We start from the raw sequence: 16,232 nt of genomic DNA on the forward strand, positions 1-16,232 counted from the left end.
CTCGGCGCCCCTCCGCTCCCCTCCGGGTCCCGGACGCCCGGCCCCCTCCCGTACGGCCTCTGGCATGCTCTGGTCCCGTGAAGCCTCTGACTGGTGACGACCCCGTCCAGATCGGCCCGTTCCGCCTGCTCGGCAGGCTCGGGTCCGGTGGCATGGGGCGCGTCTACCTCGCCCGGTCGGCCGGCGGGCGCACCGTCGCCGTCAAGGTCGTGCACGCCGAGCTGGCGGCGCAGGACGAGTTCCGGCGCCGCTTCGCCCGCGAGGTCGCCGCGCTGGAGCGGGTCGGCGGGGTCGGCACCGCGCCCGTGCTCGGCGCGGACACCGGGGCCGAGGCGCCCTGGGTGGCGATCGGGTACGTCGCCGGGCCGTCCCTGCGTACGGTGGTCGGCGACGAGTACGGGCCGCTGCCCCCGGAGTCCGTACGCTCGCTGGCCGCCGGGCTGGCCCGGGCCCTGGAGCACGTCCACGCCGCCGGGCTGGTCCACCGGGACCTGAAGCCCGCCAACATCCTGCTCACGGTCGACGGGCCCCGCATCATCGACTTCGGCATCGCGCGGGCCTTCGACACCGTCACGGACGGCGGCCTCACCGGCACCGGCGCGGTCGTCGGGTCGCCGGGCTACATGTCGCCCGAGCAGGTGCGCGGCGACCGGCTCACCGCCGCCTCCGACATCTTCTGCCTCGGCTCGGTCCTGGCGTACGCGGCGACCGGCCGCGCGCCCTTCGGCACGGCCGACAGCGGCATCCACGCCATGATGTTCCGCATCGCGCACGACGAGCCCGACCTCGCCGGGCTGCCCGCCGAGCTCGACGAGCTCGTACGCGGCTGTCTGGCCAAGGACCCGGCGGACCGGCCGACCGCCGCGTGGCTGGCGGCGCACGTCGAGACCGCCGAGCCGTGGCTGCCGGCCGGGCTGCTGGCCCAGCTCGGCCGCCTCGCCGCCCGGCTGCTGGACGAGGACGGGGAACCGACACCGGCGACCCCCACGCCGCTCAGGCCCCGCAGGACCCGCCGCGCGCTCCTCATCGGCGCCGTCGCGCTCACCGCCCTCACCGGCGTCACCCTCACCGCCCTCACCCTCTCCGGCTCGAACCCGCTCTCCTGGATACGCCCGACGCCGACGCCCCCGCCGGGCGGGGACAAGATCCCCAACGCCGTCCCCGCCGCCTTCCGCGGGGCCTGGGAGGGCGTCATCAAGGGCACGCGGGAAGCCCCGTACGAGACCGCCCGCATCGAGATCGGCACCGGCGTGCCGGGGCAGAAGGCGGGGACGTACGTCCAGGTCACCGGGGAGCGCCTGTGCATGGGCCGCTCCACGCTGGTCTCGGCGGCCGAGAACGAGGTGGTCTTCGGCGAGAGCGACGTGACGACGAGCGTGCCCGCCAAGGAGTGCACTCCGGCCGCCCACCAGACGCTCACGCTCACCTCCCCGGACGTCCTGCGCTGGACGTCGGGCGCGGTGACGGCCACCTTCCGAAAGGTGCAGGCGGGGCCGGAGATCGTGCCGGCCCCGTTGCTCGGCACGTGGGAGCAGGCGCCGCACCCGGAGATCCCGGAGGCGGAGCGCGACCTCTACACCTCCGAGATCACCGTCAGCCAGGGCCCGATCGGCGCGCAGCTCGTCCATTTCCAGAACAGCTTCCCGAAGACGGACGACGAGACGGGCGAGCCGACGGGGGGCACGCTCAACTGCGGCAGCACGGCCGTCGTCGGCGGTGCCGGCGGCCTGCTCGTCCTCGGCCCGCCGACGCCGGACACGGGCTCCGACGCGGGCTGCGAGGACTACGGGATGGGCTCGTCGCAGAACCTGCGCGTCAAGCGCGTCGACGGCAGGGACACGCTGCTGGTGTACGGCATGAGCGCGGACGGGGAGCCCGGCGAGTACCTCAGGAAGGGGCCGTCGGAGCCCGGGCAGCCGGTCGTGTCGCCACGCCCGTCGGGCTGAACGCGGACGGGGAGCCCGGTCCGTACGTGGTGACGTACCGACCCGGCTCCCCGTCCAGCGGTCCTGCGGTCCTGCGGTTTTACAGGAAGGAGTTGATCTCGATCGTCTCGGTGCGGCCGGGGCCGACACCGATGGCGGAGATCGGCGCGCCGGACATCTCCTCCAGCGCCTTCACGTACGCCTGCGCGTTCTTCGGCAGGTCGGAGAAGGTCTTCGCCTTGCTGATGTCCTCGGACCAGCCGGGCAGGTACTCGTAGACCGGCTTCGCGTGGTGGAAGTCCGTCTGCGAGTAAGGCAGCTCCTCGACGCGCTTGCCGTCGATCTCGTACGCCACGCAGACCGGGATCTGCTCCCAGCCCGTCAGCACGTCGAGCTTGGTGAGGAAGAAGTCGGTCAGGCCGTTGACGCGGGTGGCGTACCGGGCGATGACCGCGTCGAACCAGCCGCAGCGGCGGTCACGGCCGGTGGTCACGCCGCGCTCGCCGCCGATGCGGCGCAGCGCCTCGCCGTCCTCGTCGAAGAGCTCCGTCGGGAACGGGCCGGCGCCGACGCGGGTCGTGTAGGCCTTGAGGATGCCGATGACGCGGCTGATCTTCGTCGGGCCGACACCCGCACCGGTGCAGGCGCCGCCGGCGGTCGGGTTGCTGGAGGTGACGAAGGGGTACGTGCCGTGGTCGACGTCGAGCAGCGTGCCCTGGCCGCCCTCGAAGAGGACGACCTTGCCCTCGTCGATGGCGTTGTTCAGGATCAGCGTGGTGTCGGCGACGAACGGCTTGATCTGCTCCGCGTAGCCGAGCATCTCCTCGACGATCTTGTCGGCCTCGATCGCGCGGCGGTTGAAGACCTTGGCGAGCAGCTGGTTCTTGTTCTCCAGCGCCGCCTCGACCTTCTGCGTCAGGATCGACTCGTCGTAGAGGTCCTGGACGCGGATGCCGACGCGGTTGATCTTGTCGGCGTACGTCGGGCCGATGCCGCGGCCGGTGGTGCCGATCTTCCGCTTGCCGAGGAACCGTTCCGTCACCTTGTCGAGGGTGACGTTGTACGGGGTGATCAGGTGGGCGTTTCCGCTGATCAGGAGCTTGGAGGTGTCGACGCCGCGCTCGTTCAGCCCACTCAGCTCGGAGAGCAGGACCGCCGGGTCGACGACGACGCCGTTTCCGATGACCGGGGTGCATCCCGGGGAGAGGATTCCGGACGGCAGAAGATGCAGCGCGTACTTCTGGTCGCCGACGACGACCGTATGGCCGGCGTTGTTGCCACCCTGGTAGCGCACCACATAGTCAACCGATCCACCGAGCAGGTCGGTGGCCTTTCCCTTGCCCTCGTCACCCCACTGAGCACCGAGCAGCACAAGTGCGGGCACAGGCGTACACCCCTTCCGGGCGGGGCATGTCCAAGGTCAGGAGGCGTGAACGCCGCCTGTTGGTGTGCCCCGGAATAGACGAAGCCCCTGGCGCAATAGCGCAAGGGGCTCTTGCACAAAGAGACTACCCGAGGAAGGACCGAGGTGTCGGCTCACGACCAGCTCCTGGTGGTCATCGACCCGGTCGCCCGCCGAAGTGACGGCGAGTCCGTACGGATCGCGAAAGATGTACTGCACGCGGGCGCAGAAGCGAAAATCTGCCTTCCGGACGGGCCCGAGGAATTCGCCCGCGCCCTGGCCCGGCGCGGCGCGCGCCGCCCGGTGGTGGTCGGGGACGACCGGGCGCTGCTGCGGGCGGTGGCTCATTTGCACCGGGGCCGCGAGCTGGACGGGGAGGCCCTCTCGGTGATCCCGGTGGGGCCGCGCGGGACGGTGGAGCTGGCCGGGGCGCTCGGCGTGCCGCTGAGCACGGTGGCGGCGGCGCGGGCGGTGCTGGACGGGGCGGCGCGGCGGCTGGACCTGCTGGTCGACGACAGCGACGGCGTGGTGGTGCGGGGGCTGCGGATCCCGGCGGGGTCCGCGGGTTCTGCGGGGTACGCCGGGCCCTCGGGACTGTCGGTGGTCGAGCCGCCGTCGGTGTGGGACGCGTGCCGGTCGCTGGTGCGGACGCTGGTCCGCCCGGCGCCCTCGGGCTACTCCGAGTCGCCGGGCATACGCCCGGGCCCGGCGACGCGGACGTACCGGCTCCGGGTGGAGGCCGACGGGCGGCTCCTGTGCGGTCCGGACGACCCGGTCGAGGGCGTGACGGTGCTGTCCCGGGACGGGGTCGCCGAGGTGGTCGTACGCCCCCGGGCGGCGGAGCCGGTCCGGGCCGAGGCGGCCGCGGTCACCGTCTCGGGCGCGTCGTTCCGCTACCGCGCGGACGCGCTGGTCACCGGGCCGGTGTGGACGCGTACGTGGACGCTGCGCCCGTCGGCGTGGTCGCTGATGCTGCCGGCGGCGTAACGCTCGGCGGCCGGCGAGACACCCCTAGAGCGCGTCGAGCGGGCCCGTCATCGGGTGGGGCGTCGTGTCGTCGTCCTCGTCGTCGTCCGGCGAGCCGGGGAACATCAGCCACGCGCTGCCGGATATCAGGCCCAGGGAGGTCAGGCCGAGGGCGAACTTCAGCAGCCGCATGCCGCCCGTCCAGTCGTGGGGCGGCCCGAAGACGACCCAGAAGCCGAGGGCTGCTCCGGCGAGCAGGACGAGGACAGCGGCGGTACGGCGCAGGGCAGTTGACATCCGTCCATGATTTCACCCCCGCGGATCAGACCTCCACCGTGATTCCGTTCAGCCCCCGGATCACGAAGTTCGGCCCCCACTCCGGTTCCTTGACGAGCCGCAGCCCCGGCGCGCGCTCCAGCAGCGCCGCCATCGACGCGGCCAGCTCGATCCGGGCCAGCGGGGCGCCGAGGCAGTAGTGGATGCCCGCGCCGAAGGAGACGTGGGGGTTGTCCCGGCGGGACAGGTCCAGCGTGTCGGGGCGGTCGAAGACGGCCGGGTCGCGGTTGGCGGAGCCGAAGAGGAGGGCGACCTCGCTGCCGCGCGGGAGGGTGGTGCCGTCGATCTCGACGTCGTCCAGCACCCAGCGCTCGAAGAGCTGGAGCGGGGTGTCGTAACGGAGGAGTTCCTCCACAGCTGTGGACAACTCCACCTCGCCCGCCCGCAGGGCGGCGAGCTGCCCCGGATGGCGGAACAGGGCCCACCAGCCGTTCACGGTGGTGTTCACGGTCGCCTCGTGGCCCGCGTTCAGCAGCAGCACGCAGGTGGAGACCATCTCCTGCTCACTGAGCCGGTCGCCCTCGTCGTACGCGGCGATCAGCGCGCTGATCAGGTCCTCACCCGGCGACGTACGCCGCTCGGCGATCAGCCCCCGCAGGTACGCGGAGAACTCGACCGCCGCCCTGACCGCCCGGGCCGCCGTCTCCTCCGACGGGTTCAGCTCGAACATCCCGCAGATGGCCGCCGACCACGGCCGCAGCAGCCCCCGGTCCGGCTCCGGGACGCCGAGCATCTCCGCGATGACCGCGACCGGCAGCGGCTCGGCGACGGCGGTCAGCAGGTCTCCCCCGCCCTCCGCCACCAGGCCGTCGACCAGCTCGCCCGCGAGCCGGTGGACGTACGGCCGCAGCCGCTCGACCGTCCGCGGCGTGAACGCCTTCGACACCAGCCGCCGGATCCGCGTGTGGTCCGGCGGCTCCAGGTCCAGCATCCCGTGGTCGTTCAGGACGTGGAACGGCTCGTGCGCGGCCGGGGGCGGCGTACGCCCGAACTCCGCGTCCGTGAAGCGGTGCCGGTAGGTCCGCCCCAGCCGCCGGTCCCGCAGCAGGGCGGCGACATCGGCGTGGTGCGGCACCAGGTACTGGCGGCTCGGCTCGAAGAAGTGCACCCGCCCCCGGGCACGGAGCTCCGCGTAGGCGGGGTAGGGGTCGGCGACGCACTGCGGGGACCACGGGTCGAAGTCCATGGGCCGACCTTACGCAGGGCTCAGCCCGGCGTCACCAGCCTCGCCTCGTACGCGAACACCGCCGCCTGCGTCCGGTCCCGCAGCCCCAGCTTCACCAGGATCCGGCTCACGTGCGTCTTGATCGTCGACTCGGCGACGACGAGACGGGAGGCGATCTCGGCGTTCGACAGGCCCTGCGCGATCAGCACCAGCACCTCCGTCTCGCGCTCGGTCAGGTCGCCGACCCGCGCCAGCGCCGCCGCCCGCGGCGACTCGGCACGCCGCGCGAACTCGGTGATCAGCCGCTTGGTGACGGTCGGCGCGAGCAGCGCCTCGCCCGCGGCCACCACCCGCACGCCGTCCGCCAGCTGCCGCGCCGAGGCGTCCTTCAGCAGGAAGCCGGACGCTCCGGCGCGCAGCGCCTGGTACACGTACTCGTCGAGGTCGAAGGTCGTCAGCACCAGCACCTTCGCGTCGCCGTCCGCCGCGACGATCTCGCGGGTGGCGTCGATGCCGTTCAGCTCGGGCATGCGGATGTCCATCAGGACCACGTCCGGCCGCAGCTCCGCGACCCGCCTGACGGCCTCGCGGCCGTTGACGGCCTCGCCCACCACCTCGATGCCGGGCATGGCGTTCAGCAGGACGGAGAAGCCCTCGCGGACCATCATCTGGTCGTCCACGATCAGTACGCGGATGGTCATGCCGCCTCCGTCCTCGCCGCGGGCACCGGAAGGAAGACCGCGACCTCGTAGCCGCCGTCGTCGGTCACCCCGGCGGTCATCTCGCCGTCCAGCATCGTCACCCGCTCCCGCATGCCCGTGATCCCGTGACCGGCCCCCGCTCCGTGTGCGGGCTTCACCAGGCCCCGCGCGGGGCCGTTCACGATTCTGAGGCCCAGGCCGCCGAGGACGTACGCCACCTCCACCTTCGCCGCCGCGCCCGGCGCGTGCCGCAGCACGTTGCTGAGCGCCTCCTGGACGATCCGGTACGCGGACAGCTCCACGCCCTGCGGCAGCTCGCGCACCGCGCCGGTCACCGTGGACTCGACGTCGAGCCCGGCGTCGCGGACGTTGGCGACCAGCCCGCCGAGGTCGGCGAGGGTCGGCTGCGGGGCGTCCGGAGCCTCGTAGTCCTGGGCGCGGACGACGCCGAGGACACGGCGCAGCTCGGTCAGGGCGGCGACGGCGTTCTCGCGGATCGTGGCGAACGCCTGCTCCAGCTCGGGCGGCGGGTTCTCCACGCGGTAGGGGGCGGCCTCGGCCTGGATGGCCACGACCGACATGTGGTGGGCGACCACGTCGTGCAGCTCGCGGGCGATGGTGGTGCGCTCCTCCAGCAGGGTGCGCATGGACCGCTCCTGCGCGGTGACGGACTGCTGGGCGGTGATCTCCTGCCGGGCCTCGCGGCGCACGTGCACCACGGTGACGGCGAGGAGGGCGAGGGCGGCGAGGAAGACCAGGACCGGCGAGTTCGACCCGTACCCGCGGCCCAGGCCCGTCTCCATGAACACCGAGAAGACGGCGGTGATCACCCACATCCAGGCCGCGGCGCGCGGCCGGGTCCGCGCCGCCACGACGGTCAGCACCACCAGGTGGGCCGCGAAGCAGGTCGGCGACCACGGCCATTCGCCCCAGCCGCCCGCGAGCAGGCTCACGAACGGCGCCGACACGAGCGACAGCCAGAACGCGGCGAGCGGCCGGACGAGCGTGAGCAGCACCGCCCCGGCGGGCACGAGACCGATCGGATACGGGCCAGTGCCGGCCCCGATCAGCAGCACGACCAGCGCCGCGCCCACCACCAGCGCGTGCGGCGTCCACTGCGCGTACGCGCGTATCCGGCCCGGCAGGCGCCGGGTCACCGGGCCGTCGGTGGCCATGGGGGGCAGCAGCCGGTACGCGAGGACGTCGTGGAACAGCTCGCGGCGCAGGCCCTGGAGCAGGCCCTGGGCAAGCCGGAGCTCGGGGCTGCGGGTCTTGGTGTCGGTCACGCCGTCCACCGTAGGCGCGGGCCGGGGCGCGGTCGTCCCCTTGGATGCGGATCCTGCCGCGTCCGCCCTGAGGACTACGGGGTCCTACGCGGCGCTCACCAGGCCAGCTGTGCGATCTCCTCCGCGACGACCGCGCACGCGTCCGCCGCCGGGTCGATCAGCGGGAAGTGGCCCACACCGTCCAGCAACGTCAGCCCGACCATCTCGCCGGCCTTGGCCGCCGCGTCCACGTACGCCTCGGCGACGGCCTGCGGGACGACGGTGTCATCGCGGCCCTGCACCACGGCCGTGGCGATGCCGGTCGGCAGCAGGACCGCCGGGTCGGCCGCCCCGGCACGCACCTCGAAGTCCTCACCGGCCCCGAGGAGTTGGCGCACCGCGCCACCGCACACGTCCAGCTCCACGGCGCGCTCGAAGTGCGCGATGGGCGCGAGGGCGACGACGCCGCGCAGCGCGGGCGGCGCGTCGAGCCGCCAGGGCGAACCGGCGGGCAGGACGTGCCGGGCGGCGCCCCACAGCGCCAGATGGCCGCCCGCCGAGTGCCCGGTGACGACCGTACGGCGCGCGTCGGCCTGCGGCAGGTGGGCGCGTACGAGCCCGGGCAGGGCGTCGAGCGCGGCGGCCACGTCGTCGAAGGTCTCCGGCCACCGCCCGGCGACCGGGCCTCCGGCGCCACCCTGCGCGGGGATGTCCCTGCCCCGCCGGTACTCGACGTTGGCGACGGCGAAGCCGCGCCGTGCCAGGTAGGCGGCGAACGGGGTGATGTGCCGGCGGTCGTACGGCGACCGCCACGCCCCGCCGTGCAGCACGACGACGAGCGGCGCGCGGTCCCCTTCGCGCGGGGCGTAGAAGTCCACGACCTGGTCCGGATGGTCACCGTACGCGGCGGTGGAGTCCGGGTCGACGGCCGGATGCGACAGGGCCGAGGCCTCCTCGGCGGCGTCGCGGGCGGCGCGCGCGGCAGGGTCGGGCATGGTGCTCAACCTTTCGGTGACGGGGCCGAATTGGCCTGACCTGCGGGGACCGTATCAGGACTGGCGCCCCCGCAGATCAGGGCCGAACGTCAGCCCGTACGCTCCGAAAGGACGTCCGCGAGGACGCGTGCCGCCCGCTCGGTGTCGGCGAACCCGACGTACAGCGGTGTGAAGCCGAATCGCAGCACGTCAGGGCGGCGCAGATCGCCGACGATGCCCCGGGCGATGAGCTCCTCCATCACCGCGGGGGCGTCCGGGCAGCGGAACGCGACCTGGCTGCCGCGCTCGGCGTGCGCCTCCGGCGTCACGGACACGAGCCGGCCCTCGGGGACGTACGCGCGCACGCACTCCAGGAAGAAGTCCGTCAGCGCGAGGCTCTTGGCCCGTACGGCCTCGACCGACACCCCGTCCCAGACGTCCAGCGCCGCTTCCAGCGCCAGCATGGAGAGGATGTCCGGCGTGCCGACGCGCCCGCGCACCGCGCCCTCGGCCGCCGCGTACCGCGGCTCCATGGCGAAGGGGTCGGCGTGCGAGGTCCAGCCGGGCAGCGGCGAGTCGAAGCGCGCCTGGTGGCGCTCGGCGACGTACAGGTACGCGGGCGCGCCGGGGCCGCCGTTGAGGTACTTGTACGTGCAGCCGACGGCGAGGTCCACGCCGTGCGCGTCCAGGCCGACGGGCAGCGCGCCCGCGCTGTGGCACAGGTCCCACACGGCGAGGGCCCCGGCGGCGTGGATCGCCGCCGTGGTGCCGGGCAGGTCGTGGAGGCGTCCGGTGCGGTAGTCGACGTGGTTGACGAGCGCGGCGGCGGTCCGCGGGCCGACGGCGGCCGGTACGTCGCCGGGCGCGACCGGCACCAGCCGCTTGCCGGTCATCCGGGCGGCCGACTCGGCGATGTAGCCGTCCGTGGGGAACGTCGTCGCGTCGACCACGATCTCGTCGCGGGCCTCGTCGGCCAGCCGTACGGCCCCGACCAGCGCCTTGAAGACGTTGACGCTCGTCGAGTCGCCCACCACCACCTGGCCCGGCGCCGCGCCGAGGAGGGGCGCGATCCGCTCGCCGATCCGCTCGGGCGCGGTCCACCAGCCGCTCTCGTCCCAGGAGCGGATGCGCAGCTCGCCCCACTGGCGGGTGATGACGTCGGCCACGCGGCCGGGCACGTGGCGGGGCAGCGCGCCGAGCGAGTTGCCGTCGAGGTACACGGCTCCTTCGGCGGCGTCGTCCAGGGCGAACAGCTCGCGGTGCCCCGCCAGTTCGTCCTTGGCGTCCAGCAGCGACGCCCTGTGGGTGAGATCAGACATGACTGCGCGCCGTCCACAGCTCGGGGAACACGTTCTTGCGGGCCCGCTTCTCCAGCCAGGCCACCCCGGCGGAGCCGCCCGTGCCCGTCTTGGAGCCCATCGCGCGGCGCGTGGCGACGAGGTGGTCGTTGCGCCAGCGCCACACCAGCTCGGCGACGTCCGTCAACGCCTCGCCGAGGCGCACCAGTTCGCCGTTCTGGTCGGGGTCGGCGTAGACGCTCGCCCAGATCTCCTCGACGGCCTGCGACGGCTCGTACTTCTGCGACAGGTCGCGGTCGAGGATCTCCGCCGGCACCGGCAGGCCGCGCCGCGCGAGGAGCCGCAGCACCTCGTCGTAGAGGCTCGGCTCGTACAGCGCCTTCTCCAGTTCGGCGTGGACGCGCGGGGCGCCGCGGTGCGGCACCAGCATCGACGCGGACTTCTCACCGAGCAGGAACTCCAGCCGCCGGTACATCGCCGACTGGAAGCCGGAGCCCTCGCCGAGGGCGCTGCGGTAGGAGTTGAACTGCGCGGGGGTCAGCTGGGCGAGCGGCGTCCAGGAGGCGTTCAGCGCCTCCAGCTCGCGCACGGAGCGCTTCAGCGCGTCCATCGCCACGGGGAGGCGGTCCTCGCGCAGGGCGCGGCTCGCGGTCTCCCACTCGTGGACGATGACGGTGAACCACAGCTCCATGACCTGGGTGGTGACCAGGAAGACCATCTCTCCCGGATCGTCCGAGAGGGGGTGCTGGAGGTGGGTGAGGACGTCCGCCTGGACGTAGTCCTCGTACGGCGTGGTGCCTGCGAAGTCCAGGTTCGGGGTGTCCGAACCGGCCGCGGAGGCATCGGGGGAAGTAGACATCGCTGTCTCCGTCAATGCGTGCTACCGGGTAGCGGTCTGCCCCGCCTTTCGGGCGCTCGGTTCGCCTCCGGGGCGCTCAAGCGTGCGTCGACGGTCGATCGTGCTCGGCCGCTCGTACCTCGCGGCCTCCGCGCGTTCTCCCTTTCGACGCCCGCGCGCCCCTTTGGCTCACTCGCGAGTGTCCCGGCAGGTAGGGCCCCGGTCCCCTCGGGATCGCACACGCGTGCGCCCGCACGGTGTCCGTGCGCGACCCCAGTCGCATCATGACACGACCGGCTCGTTCACACGATCGGCCCCGTGAGGTACCGGCCGTCCTCGTCGTACGGCCAGGCGTTGGAGACGCAGCCGTCCAGGCCCTTGATCTGCTGCATCATCACGGGGGCGGGCTGTCCGGGGCCCGGGCAGCCCATGTGCTGCCGGATGCCTATCTCGTGCCCGATCTCGTGGTTGATGATCAGGTGCCGGTACTCGGCCGGGGTACCGGCGAAGGTGGGCGAGCCCAGCATCCAGCGCTTGAGGTTCACGACGACGCCGTCGACGGTCTCGCAGTTCAGCTCGCCGCCCGTGTCGAGCCCCTGGGCCCCGCAGAGCGCGTCGGCGGTGTCGGGGCTGGCGATCCGGATGACGAAGTCGGCGTCCTCCGTCACCAGCTGGAAGGACCCGCGGCCGTGCGCCGCCCAGCCCCGCGGGTGCGCGAGGATGCGCTCGATCTCCTGGGCGGCGTGGGCGGCGGAGATCTCCAGACCGCCGACGCCGTCGATGCCGTCCTCGACCTGGACGCGGTAGCGGCGCAGCGGGCCGGTGCCGACCTTGTCGCCGCCGGTGCGGGCCGTGGTGAAGGTCCCGGCGCCGGAGGACGGCACCGCGGCGGGGATCCGCTCCGGGGGCTTGGCCTTCCCCGGTTCGGGGGCGCGGGGCGAGGCGCTGCGGCTCGCGCGCGGCGAGGCGGTGCCGGACCGGTCGGGCGACGCGCCGGACGACGGCGGCTCCGCCGCCGGCAGTGCGTCGGCGGGCGGGGCGAGGGGGCTCTCGGCGTTCCCGGGGCGGCCCGCGGCGGCCGGGGCGTCCGTGCCGCCGTCCCGCCACTGCGCCACGGCGGCGGCGCCGCCGAGGCAGAGGGTCACCAGACCGAGGGCGAGCAGGATCCTCGGGGCCGCGGAACGCCGGGCGGGCGCACGCCGCGTGCCGCCGCGCCGTCTGCCGCCGCCGCCCTTGCGGCGACGGCTTCGTCCGGATGCGGCGGCACGTGTACCCACGAGTGATGTCCCCCCGGTCATTCGCTGGTTTGTGCGATCCTACCGGGCGGTAGCGGGCCTGCCTCAGCGGAGGGCGTCCGAAGGCGGCCTCAGCCGAGGGTGTCCGCCGCGAGGGGCGAGGAGTCGCGCAGGAACGTCGAGCAGCGCTCGTACTCCTCCTGCTCGCCGATCGCCTGCGCGGCGCGCGCCAGGGCGTGCAGGGCCCGCAGGAAGCCCCGGTTCGGCTCGTGCTCCCACGGCACCGGGCCGTGGCCCTTCCAGCCGTTGCGGCGGAGGGCGTCCAGACCGCGGTGGTAGCCGGTCCTGGCGTACGCGTACGACTCCACGACCCGGCCGGCCTCGAACGCGTCGTCGGCGAGCTGGGCCCACGCCAGCGAGGACACCGGGTACTTGGCGGCGACATCGGCGGGCGCGGCACCGGACGCCAGCAGCTCGCGCGGCTCGGGGTCGTCGGGCAGGTGGGTGGGCGGCGGGCCGCCCAGCAGGTTCTCGTGAAGGGACATGCCCCTAGTGTCACAGGCCCGGCACCGCGTGAGCGATGCCGGGCCTGCTGGACGATTGTGCGTGTGGCTACTTCAGCTTGTGGTTACTTGAGCTTGGTGCCGGTCGAGCGCAGCGCCGCGCACGCCTCGGTGACGCGCTTGGCCATGCTCGCCTCGGCCAGCTTGCCCCAGGTGCGCGGGTCGTAGGTCTTCTTGGAGCCGACCTCGCCGTCGACCTTCAGCACACCGTCGTAGTTCTTGAACATGTGGTCCGCGACCGGACGGGTGAAGGCGTACTGGGTGTCCGTGTCGATGTTCATCTTCACGACGCCGTTCTCCAGCGCGGTGGAGATCTCCTCCTGCGTGGAGCCGGAGCCGCCGTGGAAGACGAAGTCGAACGGGTTGGCCTTGCCGAACCGCTCGCCGACGCCCGCCTGGAGGTCCTTGAGCAGCTCGGGGCGGAGCACGACGTTGCCCGGCTTGTAGACGCCGTGGACGTTGCCGAAGGAGGCGGCCAGCAGGTAGCGGCCCTTCTCGCCCAGGCCGAGGGCCTCGGCGGTGCGGATGGCGTCGTCGACGGTGGTGTACAGCTCGTCGTTGATCTCGTGGGTGACGCCGTCCTCCTCGCCGCCGGTCGGGGTGATCTCGACCTCGAGGATGATCTTGGCGGCGGCGGCCTGCGCGAGCAGCTCCTGGCCGATGGCCAGGTTGTCGGCGAGGGTCTCGGCGGAGCCGTCCCACATGTGGGACTGGAACAGCGGGTTCTCACCCTTGGCGACACGCTCGGCGGACAGGGCGAGCAGCGGACGGACGTAGCCGTCCAGCTTGTCCTTCGGGCAGTGGTCGGTGTGGAGCGCGACGGTGATGTCGTACTTCGCGGCGACGATGTGCGCGAACTCGGCCAGGGCGACCGCGCCGGTGACCATGTCCTTGCTGTACTGGCCGCCCAGGAACTCAGCACCACCGGTCGAGATCTGGATGATGCCGTCGCTCTCGGCCTCCGCGAAGCCGCGCAGGGCCGCGTGCAGAGTCTGCGACGAGGTGACGTTGATGGCCGGGTAGGCGAACTTGCCTGCCTTCGCCCGGTCGAGCATCTCGGTGTAGACCTCGGGGGTTGCGATGGGCATCTGTCCGCTCCTTGTGATGTGCGGTTGCGTTCGTTGCTATCCCTGACCTGGGGGCGACGTCATCGTCGCACTCATCATCCCAGACGGAGGCCCGGGCTCCACCGGCGCGTGCCGAGAGGGGCGGTCTGTTTCACGTGAAACAGACCGCCCCTCGGCAACACCGCAGGTCATACGCCGGGCAAGGCGTCAGGCGAGACCGAGCTCGTCGAGGGCGTACGCGTAGAGGTACGGCACACCCGCCGTCTCGCTGATCTTCTCGGCCGCGCCGGTGGCCCGGTCGACGATCGTCGCCACGGCGACGACCTCGGCACCGGCCTCGCGGACCGCCTCGACGGCGGTGAGCGGCGAGCCGCCGGTGGTGGAGGTGTCCTCGACGACGAGGACGCGGCGGCCCTTGATGTCCGGGCCCTCCACGCGGCGCTGCATGCCGTGCGCCTTGGCCGCCTTGCGGACGACGAAGGCGTCGAGCTGCCGGCCGCGCGCGGCGGACGCGTGCAGCATCGAGGTGGCGACCGGGTCGGCGCCGAGGGTGAGACCGCCCACCGCGTCGTAGTCGAGGTCGGCGGTCAGATCGAGCATGACCTGACCCACGAGCGGTGCGGCGGCGCCGTCCAGGGTGATCCGGCGCAGGTCGACGTAGTAGTCGGCCTCCAGACCCGAGGAGAGGGTCACCTTGCCGTGCACCACGGCCTTGTCCTTGATCTGCTGCAGCAGCTCGGCACGTACGTCAGTCATGCCCACGAGCTTAAGCGCCCCCGGTCACCGCTGCTCACGCCCGCCGCTCACCGCCGGGTTCACAGCCGTCGCCAGGTCCAGGTGGACTCGATCTCCAGCGGGTCGATGGGCGTGACCAGGCGCGGGTGGGTGTTGAGGCCGTTGGGCGGGCCCGACTGGGGCTCGACGCAGACGGCGGCCTCCTGCTCGTCGTAGACGACCACCCACTCGGCGCGGCTGGTGACCTTGAGCTCCAGGCGTCCGGGCCAGGTCAGCGTGACGTCGACGCCGTCGGGCATGGCGAAGCAGTCGTCCCACGGGCCGGGGCGCGGGTCGATCCGCCGACCGGTGGGCAGGTGGTCGTCCCCGCGCTCCTCCTGCCAGGCGGCGGCGAAGTCGACGCGCACCTCCTCGCCGTCGCCGTCGAGGGTGCGGTGGAACCAGGGGTGCCAGCCGGCCTGCGCCGGGAAGGAGTCGCCGTACGTCTCGACGCCGAGCCGCAGGGTCAGCGCGTCCTCGGTCAGCTCGAAGGTCTGGGTGACCCGCCCCGGGTACGGCCACGGCTCGGCGAGGTCGTACGTGAACGCCGCCTCCGTCTTGTCGGCGCGGACGGTGCGCCAGGCGGTGTCGCGTCCGGTGCCGTGAATGGCGTGCGGGGGCGAGTTGAGGGGCAGCTGATGGCGCGTCGCGCCGTTGAGGAAGCGGCCGTTCGCGACCCGCCCGCACCAGGGCACCATCGGGAAGGAGCCGTACCGCTCGCCCTGCCGGAGCAGTTCCGTGCCGGCGATGCGGAGGCTCTCGATACGGCAGCCGATGTCCGGGCGGACGGTCAACTCCGCGTCTCCGGCCACGAGCCGGACGCGCGCGCTCTCGGCGCTGCTACTGGTCACGTCAGTCACGCCACCGACACTACTTCCGCCGGCTCCGGCGCCGCAGCGCCCGCCCCGCGACCACGGCGGAGGCGAGCGCGAGCGCGGCGGCGGGGGCCAGCCAGCGCAGGGTCGCGGTGGCCGACGCGGTCTCCGGACCGGGCGTGGGCGCGTAACGCCCGCGCGGCGGGGAGTGGTCGACCTCCTCGGCGCTGCGCCCGATCATGGTCCGCCGCGCGTGCGCGGCCTCGGCCGGCGGCTCGTCCGCCCCGAACGCGTCCCCGGCGCTCACGTCGTCCGCGTCGTCCAGGGAGCCCAGGGACTCCAGCGCGGAGGGGGGCACGGGGGTGTCGTACAGCCGCGTCTCGGCGCCCTGGTCGACCCCGTCGTCGTCGACGTCGACGTCGTCCTCTTCCGGTGAGGCCGACCAGTCGGAGGCCGTGGCGGTGTGCGCCAAGGCCTCGGCGAAACGGTCCAGCAGGCGGTGCGCCGTGGCGGCCGTCGCGTCGGCGGGGAGTTCCGCCAGGCGGCCGTCCGCCCGGAGGGTGCCGGTGACGGCGAGGGTCGTGCCGCCCTCGTCCTCCGTCGGACGCACCGTCATGGCCAGCTTCACCGACCCCGAGCCGCGGACCTCCGTGCCCTCGCCCTCGACGGCGTACGCGCCGTCCTCCTGCTCGGTGACGCGCAGGGTTCCGCGGTAGGTGATCGAGTGCCCGCCGGCGCGCACCTTGAGGCGGCCCGACAGCGGGCCGGCCGACGCGTCGGCGTCCTGTTGGAGCCCTGGGACGCAGCGGGCGACGCGGGCGGGGTCCGCCAGCACCTCGCGGACGGCTTGCACGGTGACCGGAACGAACACCTCATGCTCCATGGGAGCCGAGCCTACCGACGCCCGG

The 16,232-nt window shown here is 73.3% G+C and carries 16 protein-coding genes; 2 read left to right on the plus strand and 14 right to left on the minus strand.

The annotated features are described in order from the left end of the window. Positions 1-77: 77 nt before the first annotated feature. The gene (locus AC07FJ_RS13895; protein ID WP_479048683.1) at positions 78-1,946 is read left to right on the plus strand and encodes a serine/threonine-protein kinase; all 1,869 of its coding nucleotides are present in this window, start codon (positions 78-80) and stop codon (positions 1,944-1,946) included. 79 nt (positions 1,947-2,025) lie between these two features. Here AC07FJ_RS13895 and AC07FJ_RS13900 read toward each other — a convergent pair whose 3' ends face one another. Then, positions 2,026-3,309 (minus strand): adenylosuccinate synthase, encoded by a 1,284-nt coding sequence (locus AC07FJ_RS13900; protein WP_361426121.1) that lies wholly within the window; start codon positions 3,307-3,309, stop codon positions 2,026-2,028. Between the two features lie 144 nt (positions 3,310-3,453). Here AC07FJ_RS13900 and AC07FJ_RS13905 point away from each other — a divergent pair, with 144 nt between their 5' ends. Continuing rightward, positions 3,454-4,314: a diacylglycerol kinase family protein gene (locus AC07FJ_RS13905; protein ID WP_479048686.1), complete on the plus strand. Its 861-nt coding sequence runs from the start codon at positions 3,454-3,456 to the stop codon at positions 4,312-4,314. Between the two features lie 24 nt (positions 4,315-4,338). Here the strand turns inward: AC07FJ_RS13905 and AC07FJ_RS13910 are convergent, their stop codons facing one another. The 13 genes from AC07FJ_RS13910 to AC07FJ_RS13970 all read right to left on the minus strand — a co-directional run bounded on the left by AC07FJ_RS13910 (position 4,339) and on the right by AC07FJ_RS13970 (position 16,207). Further along, positions 4,339-4,590: a hypothetical protein gene (locus tag AC07FJ_RS13910; RefSeq protein ID WP_479048688.1), complete on the minus strand. Its 252-nt coding sequence runs from the start codon at positions 4,588-4,590 to the stop codon at positions 4,339-4,341. A 25-nt stretch (positions 4,591-4,615) separates the two neighbouring features. After that, positions 4,616-5,815 (minus strand): cytochrome P450, encoded by a 1,200-nt coding sequence (locus tag AC07FJ_RS13915; protein WP_479048690.1) that lies wholly within the window; start codon positions 5,813-5,815, stop codon positions 4,616-4,618. A gap of 20 nt (positions 5,816-5,835) precedes the next feature. Further along, a complete protein-coding gene (locus AC07FJ_RS13920) occupies positions 5,836-6,495 on the minus strand; it encodes a response regulator (protein WP_479048692.1) in 660 nt (219 codons plus the stop codon). Continuing rightward, positions 6,492-7,790: a sensor histidine kinase gene (locus AC07FJ_RS13925; protein ID WP_479048694.1), complete on the minus strand. Its 1,299-nt coding sequence runs from the start codon at positions 7,788-7,790 to the stop codon at positions 6,492-6,494. The genes AC07FJ_RS13920 and AC07FJ_RS13925 overlap by 4 nt, the downstream gene beginning before the upstream one ends. Positions 7,791-7,876: 86 nt before the next feature. Further along, positions 7,877-8,755 carry an alpha/beta hydrolase family protein gene (locus tag AC07FJ_RS13930; protein WP_479048696.1) on the minus strand — a complete coding sequence of 293 codons (879 nt, stop codon included), beginning with the start codon at positions 8,753-8,755 and terminating at the stop codon, positions 7,877-7,879. An 89-nt stretch (positions 8,756-8,844) separates the two neighbouring features. Further along, positions 8,845-10,053 carry a kynureninase gene (kynU, locus tag AC07FJ_RS13935; RefSeq protein ID WP_479048698.1) on the minus strand — a complete coding sequence of 403 codons (1,209 nt, stop codon included), beginning with the start codon at positions 10,051-10,053 and terminating at the stop codon, positions 8,845-8,847. Next, a complete protein-coding gene (gene kynA, locus AC07FJ_RS13940; RefSeq protein WP_479048701.1) occupies positions 10,046-10,891 on the minus strand; it encodes a tryptophan 2,3-dioxygenase in 846 nt (281 codons plus the stop codon). Before kynA ends, kynU begins: the two co-directional genes overlap by 8 nt. A 281-nt stretch (positions 10,892-11,172) precedes the next feature. After that, positions 11,173-12,147, minus strand: a complete 975-nt coding sequence (locus AC07FJ_RS13945) for a DUF3152 domain-containing protein (protein ID WP_479048703.1) — start codon at positions 12,145-12,147, stop codon at positions 11,173-11,175. An 89-nt stretch (positions 12,148-12,236) separates the two neighbouring features. After that, a complete protein-coding gene (locus AC07FJ_RS13950) occupies positions 12,237-12,650 on the minus strand; it encodes a DUF3151 domain-containing protein (protein ID WP_361426151.1) in 414 nt (137 codons plus the stop codon). An 83-nt stretch (positions 12,651-12,733) separates the two neighbouring features. After that, on the minus strand, positions 12,734-13,756 hold the full coding sequence (gene fbaA / locus AC07FJ_RS13955; protein WP_361426154.1) for a class II fructose-bisphosphate aldolase: 1,023 nt from the start codon (positions 13,754-13,756) through the stop codon (positions 12,734-12,736). Between the two features lie 186 nt (positions 13,757-13,942). Then, positions 13,943-14,491, minus strand: a complete 549-nt coding sequence (gene pyrE, locus AC07FJ_RS13960) for an orotate phosphoribosyltransferase (protein WP_355359927.1) — start codon at positions 14,489-14,491, stop codon at positions 13,943-13,945. Positions 14,492-14,550: 59 nt separating this feature from the next. Beyond that, a complete protein-coding gene (locus tag AC07FJ_RS13965; protein WP_479048706.1) occupies positions 14,551-15,369 on the minus strand; it encodes an aldose epimerase family protein in 819 nt (272 codons plus the stop codon). Between the two features lie 10 nt (positions 15,370-15,379). Then, on the minus strand, positions 15,380-16,207 hold the full coding sequence (locus AC07FJ_RS13970; protein WP_479048708.1) for an SRPBCC domain-containing protein: 828 nt from the start codon (positions 16,205-16,207) through the stop codon (positions 15,380-15,382). Positions 16,208-16,232 lie beyond the last annotated feature (25 nt).

Source organism: Streptomyces sp. NPDC045998, from assembly GCF_056430285.1.

What these genes read in the sequence shown, in the direction of transcription:
- AC07FJ_RS13910 (WP_479048688.1), bottom strand. Translation starts at nt 4,590, where the DNA reads ATGTCAACTGCCCTGCGCCGTACCGCCGCTGTCCTCGTCCTGCTCGCC.
- AC07FJ_RS13915 (WP_479048690.1), bottom strand. Translation starts at nt 5,815, where the DNA reads ATGGACTTCGACCCGTGGTCCCCGCAGTGCGTCGCCGACCCCTACCCC.
- AC07FJ_RS13920 (WP_479048692.1), bottom strand. Translation starts at nt 6,495, where the DNA reads ATGACCATCCGCGTACTGATCGTGGACGACCAGATGATGGTCCGCGAG.
- AC07FJ_RS13930 (WP_479048696.1), bottom strand. Translation starts at nt 8,755, where the DNA reads ATGCCCGACCCTGCCGCGCGCGCCGCCCGCGACGCCGCCGAGGAGGCC.
- kynU (WP_479048698.1), bottom strand. Translation starts at nt 10,053, where the DNA reads ATGTCTGATCTCACCCACAGGGCGTCGCTGCTGGACGCCAAGGACGAA.
- kynA (WP_479048701.1), bottom strand. Translation starts at nt 10,891, where the DNA reads ATGTCTACTTCCCCCGATGCCTCCGCGGCCGGTTCGGACACCCCGAAC.
- AC07FJ_RS13950 (WP_361426151.1), bottom strand. Translation starts at nt 12,650, where the DNA reads ATGTCCCTTCACGAGAACCTGCTGGGCGGCCCGCCGCCCACCCACCTG.
- fbaA (WP_361426154.1), bottom strand. Translation starts at nt 13,756, where the DNA reads ATGCCCATCGCAACCCCCGAGGTCTACACCGAGATGCTCGACCGGGCG.
- pyrE (WP_355359927.1), bottom strand. Translation starts at nt 14,491, where the DNA reads ATGACTGACGTACGTGCCGAGCTGCTGCAGCAGATCAAGGACAAGGCC.
- AC07FJ_RS13970 (WP_479048708.1), bottom strand. Translation starts at nt 16,207, where the DNA reads ATGGAGCATGAGGTGTTCGTTCCGGTCACCGTGCAAGCCGTCCGCGAG.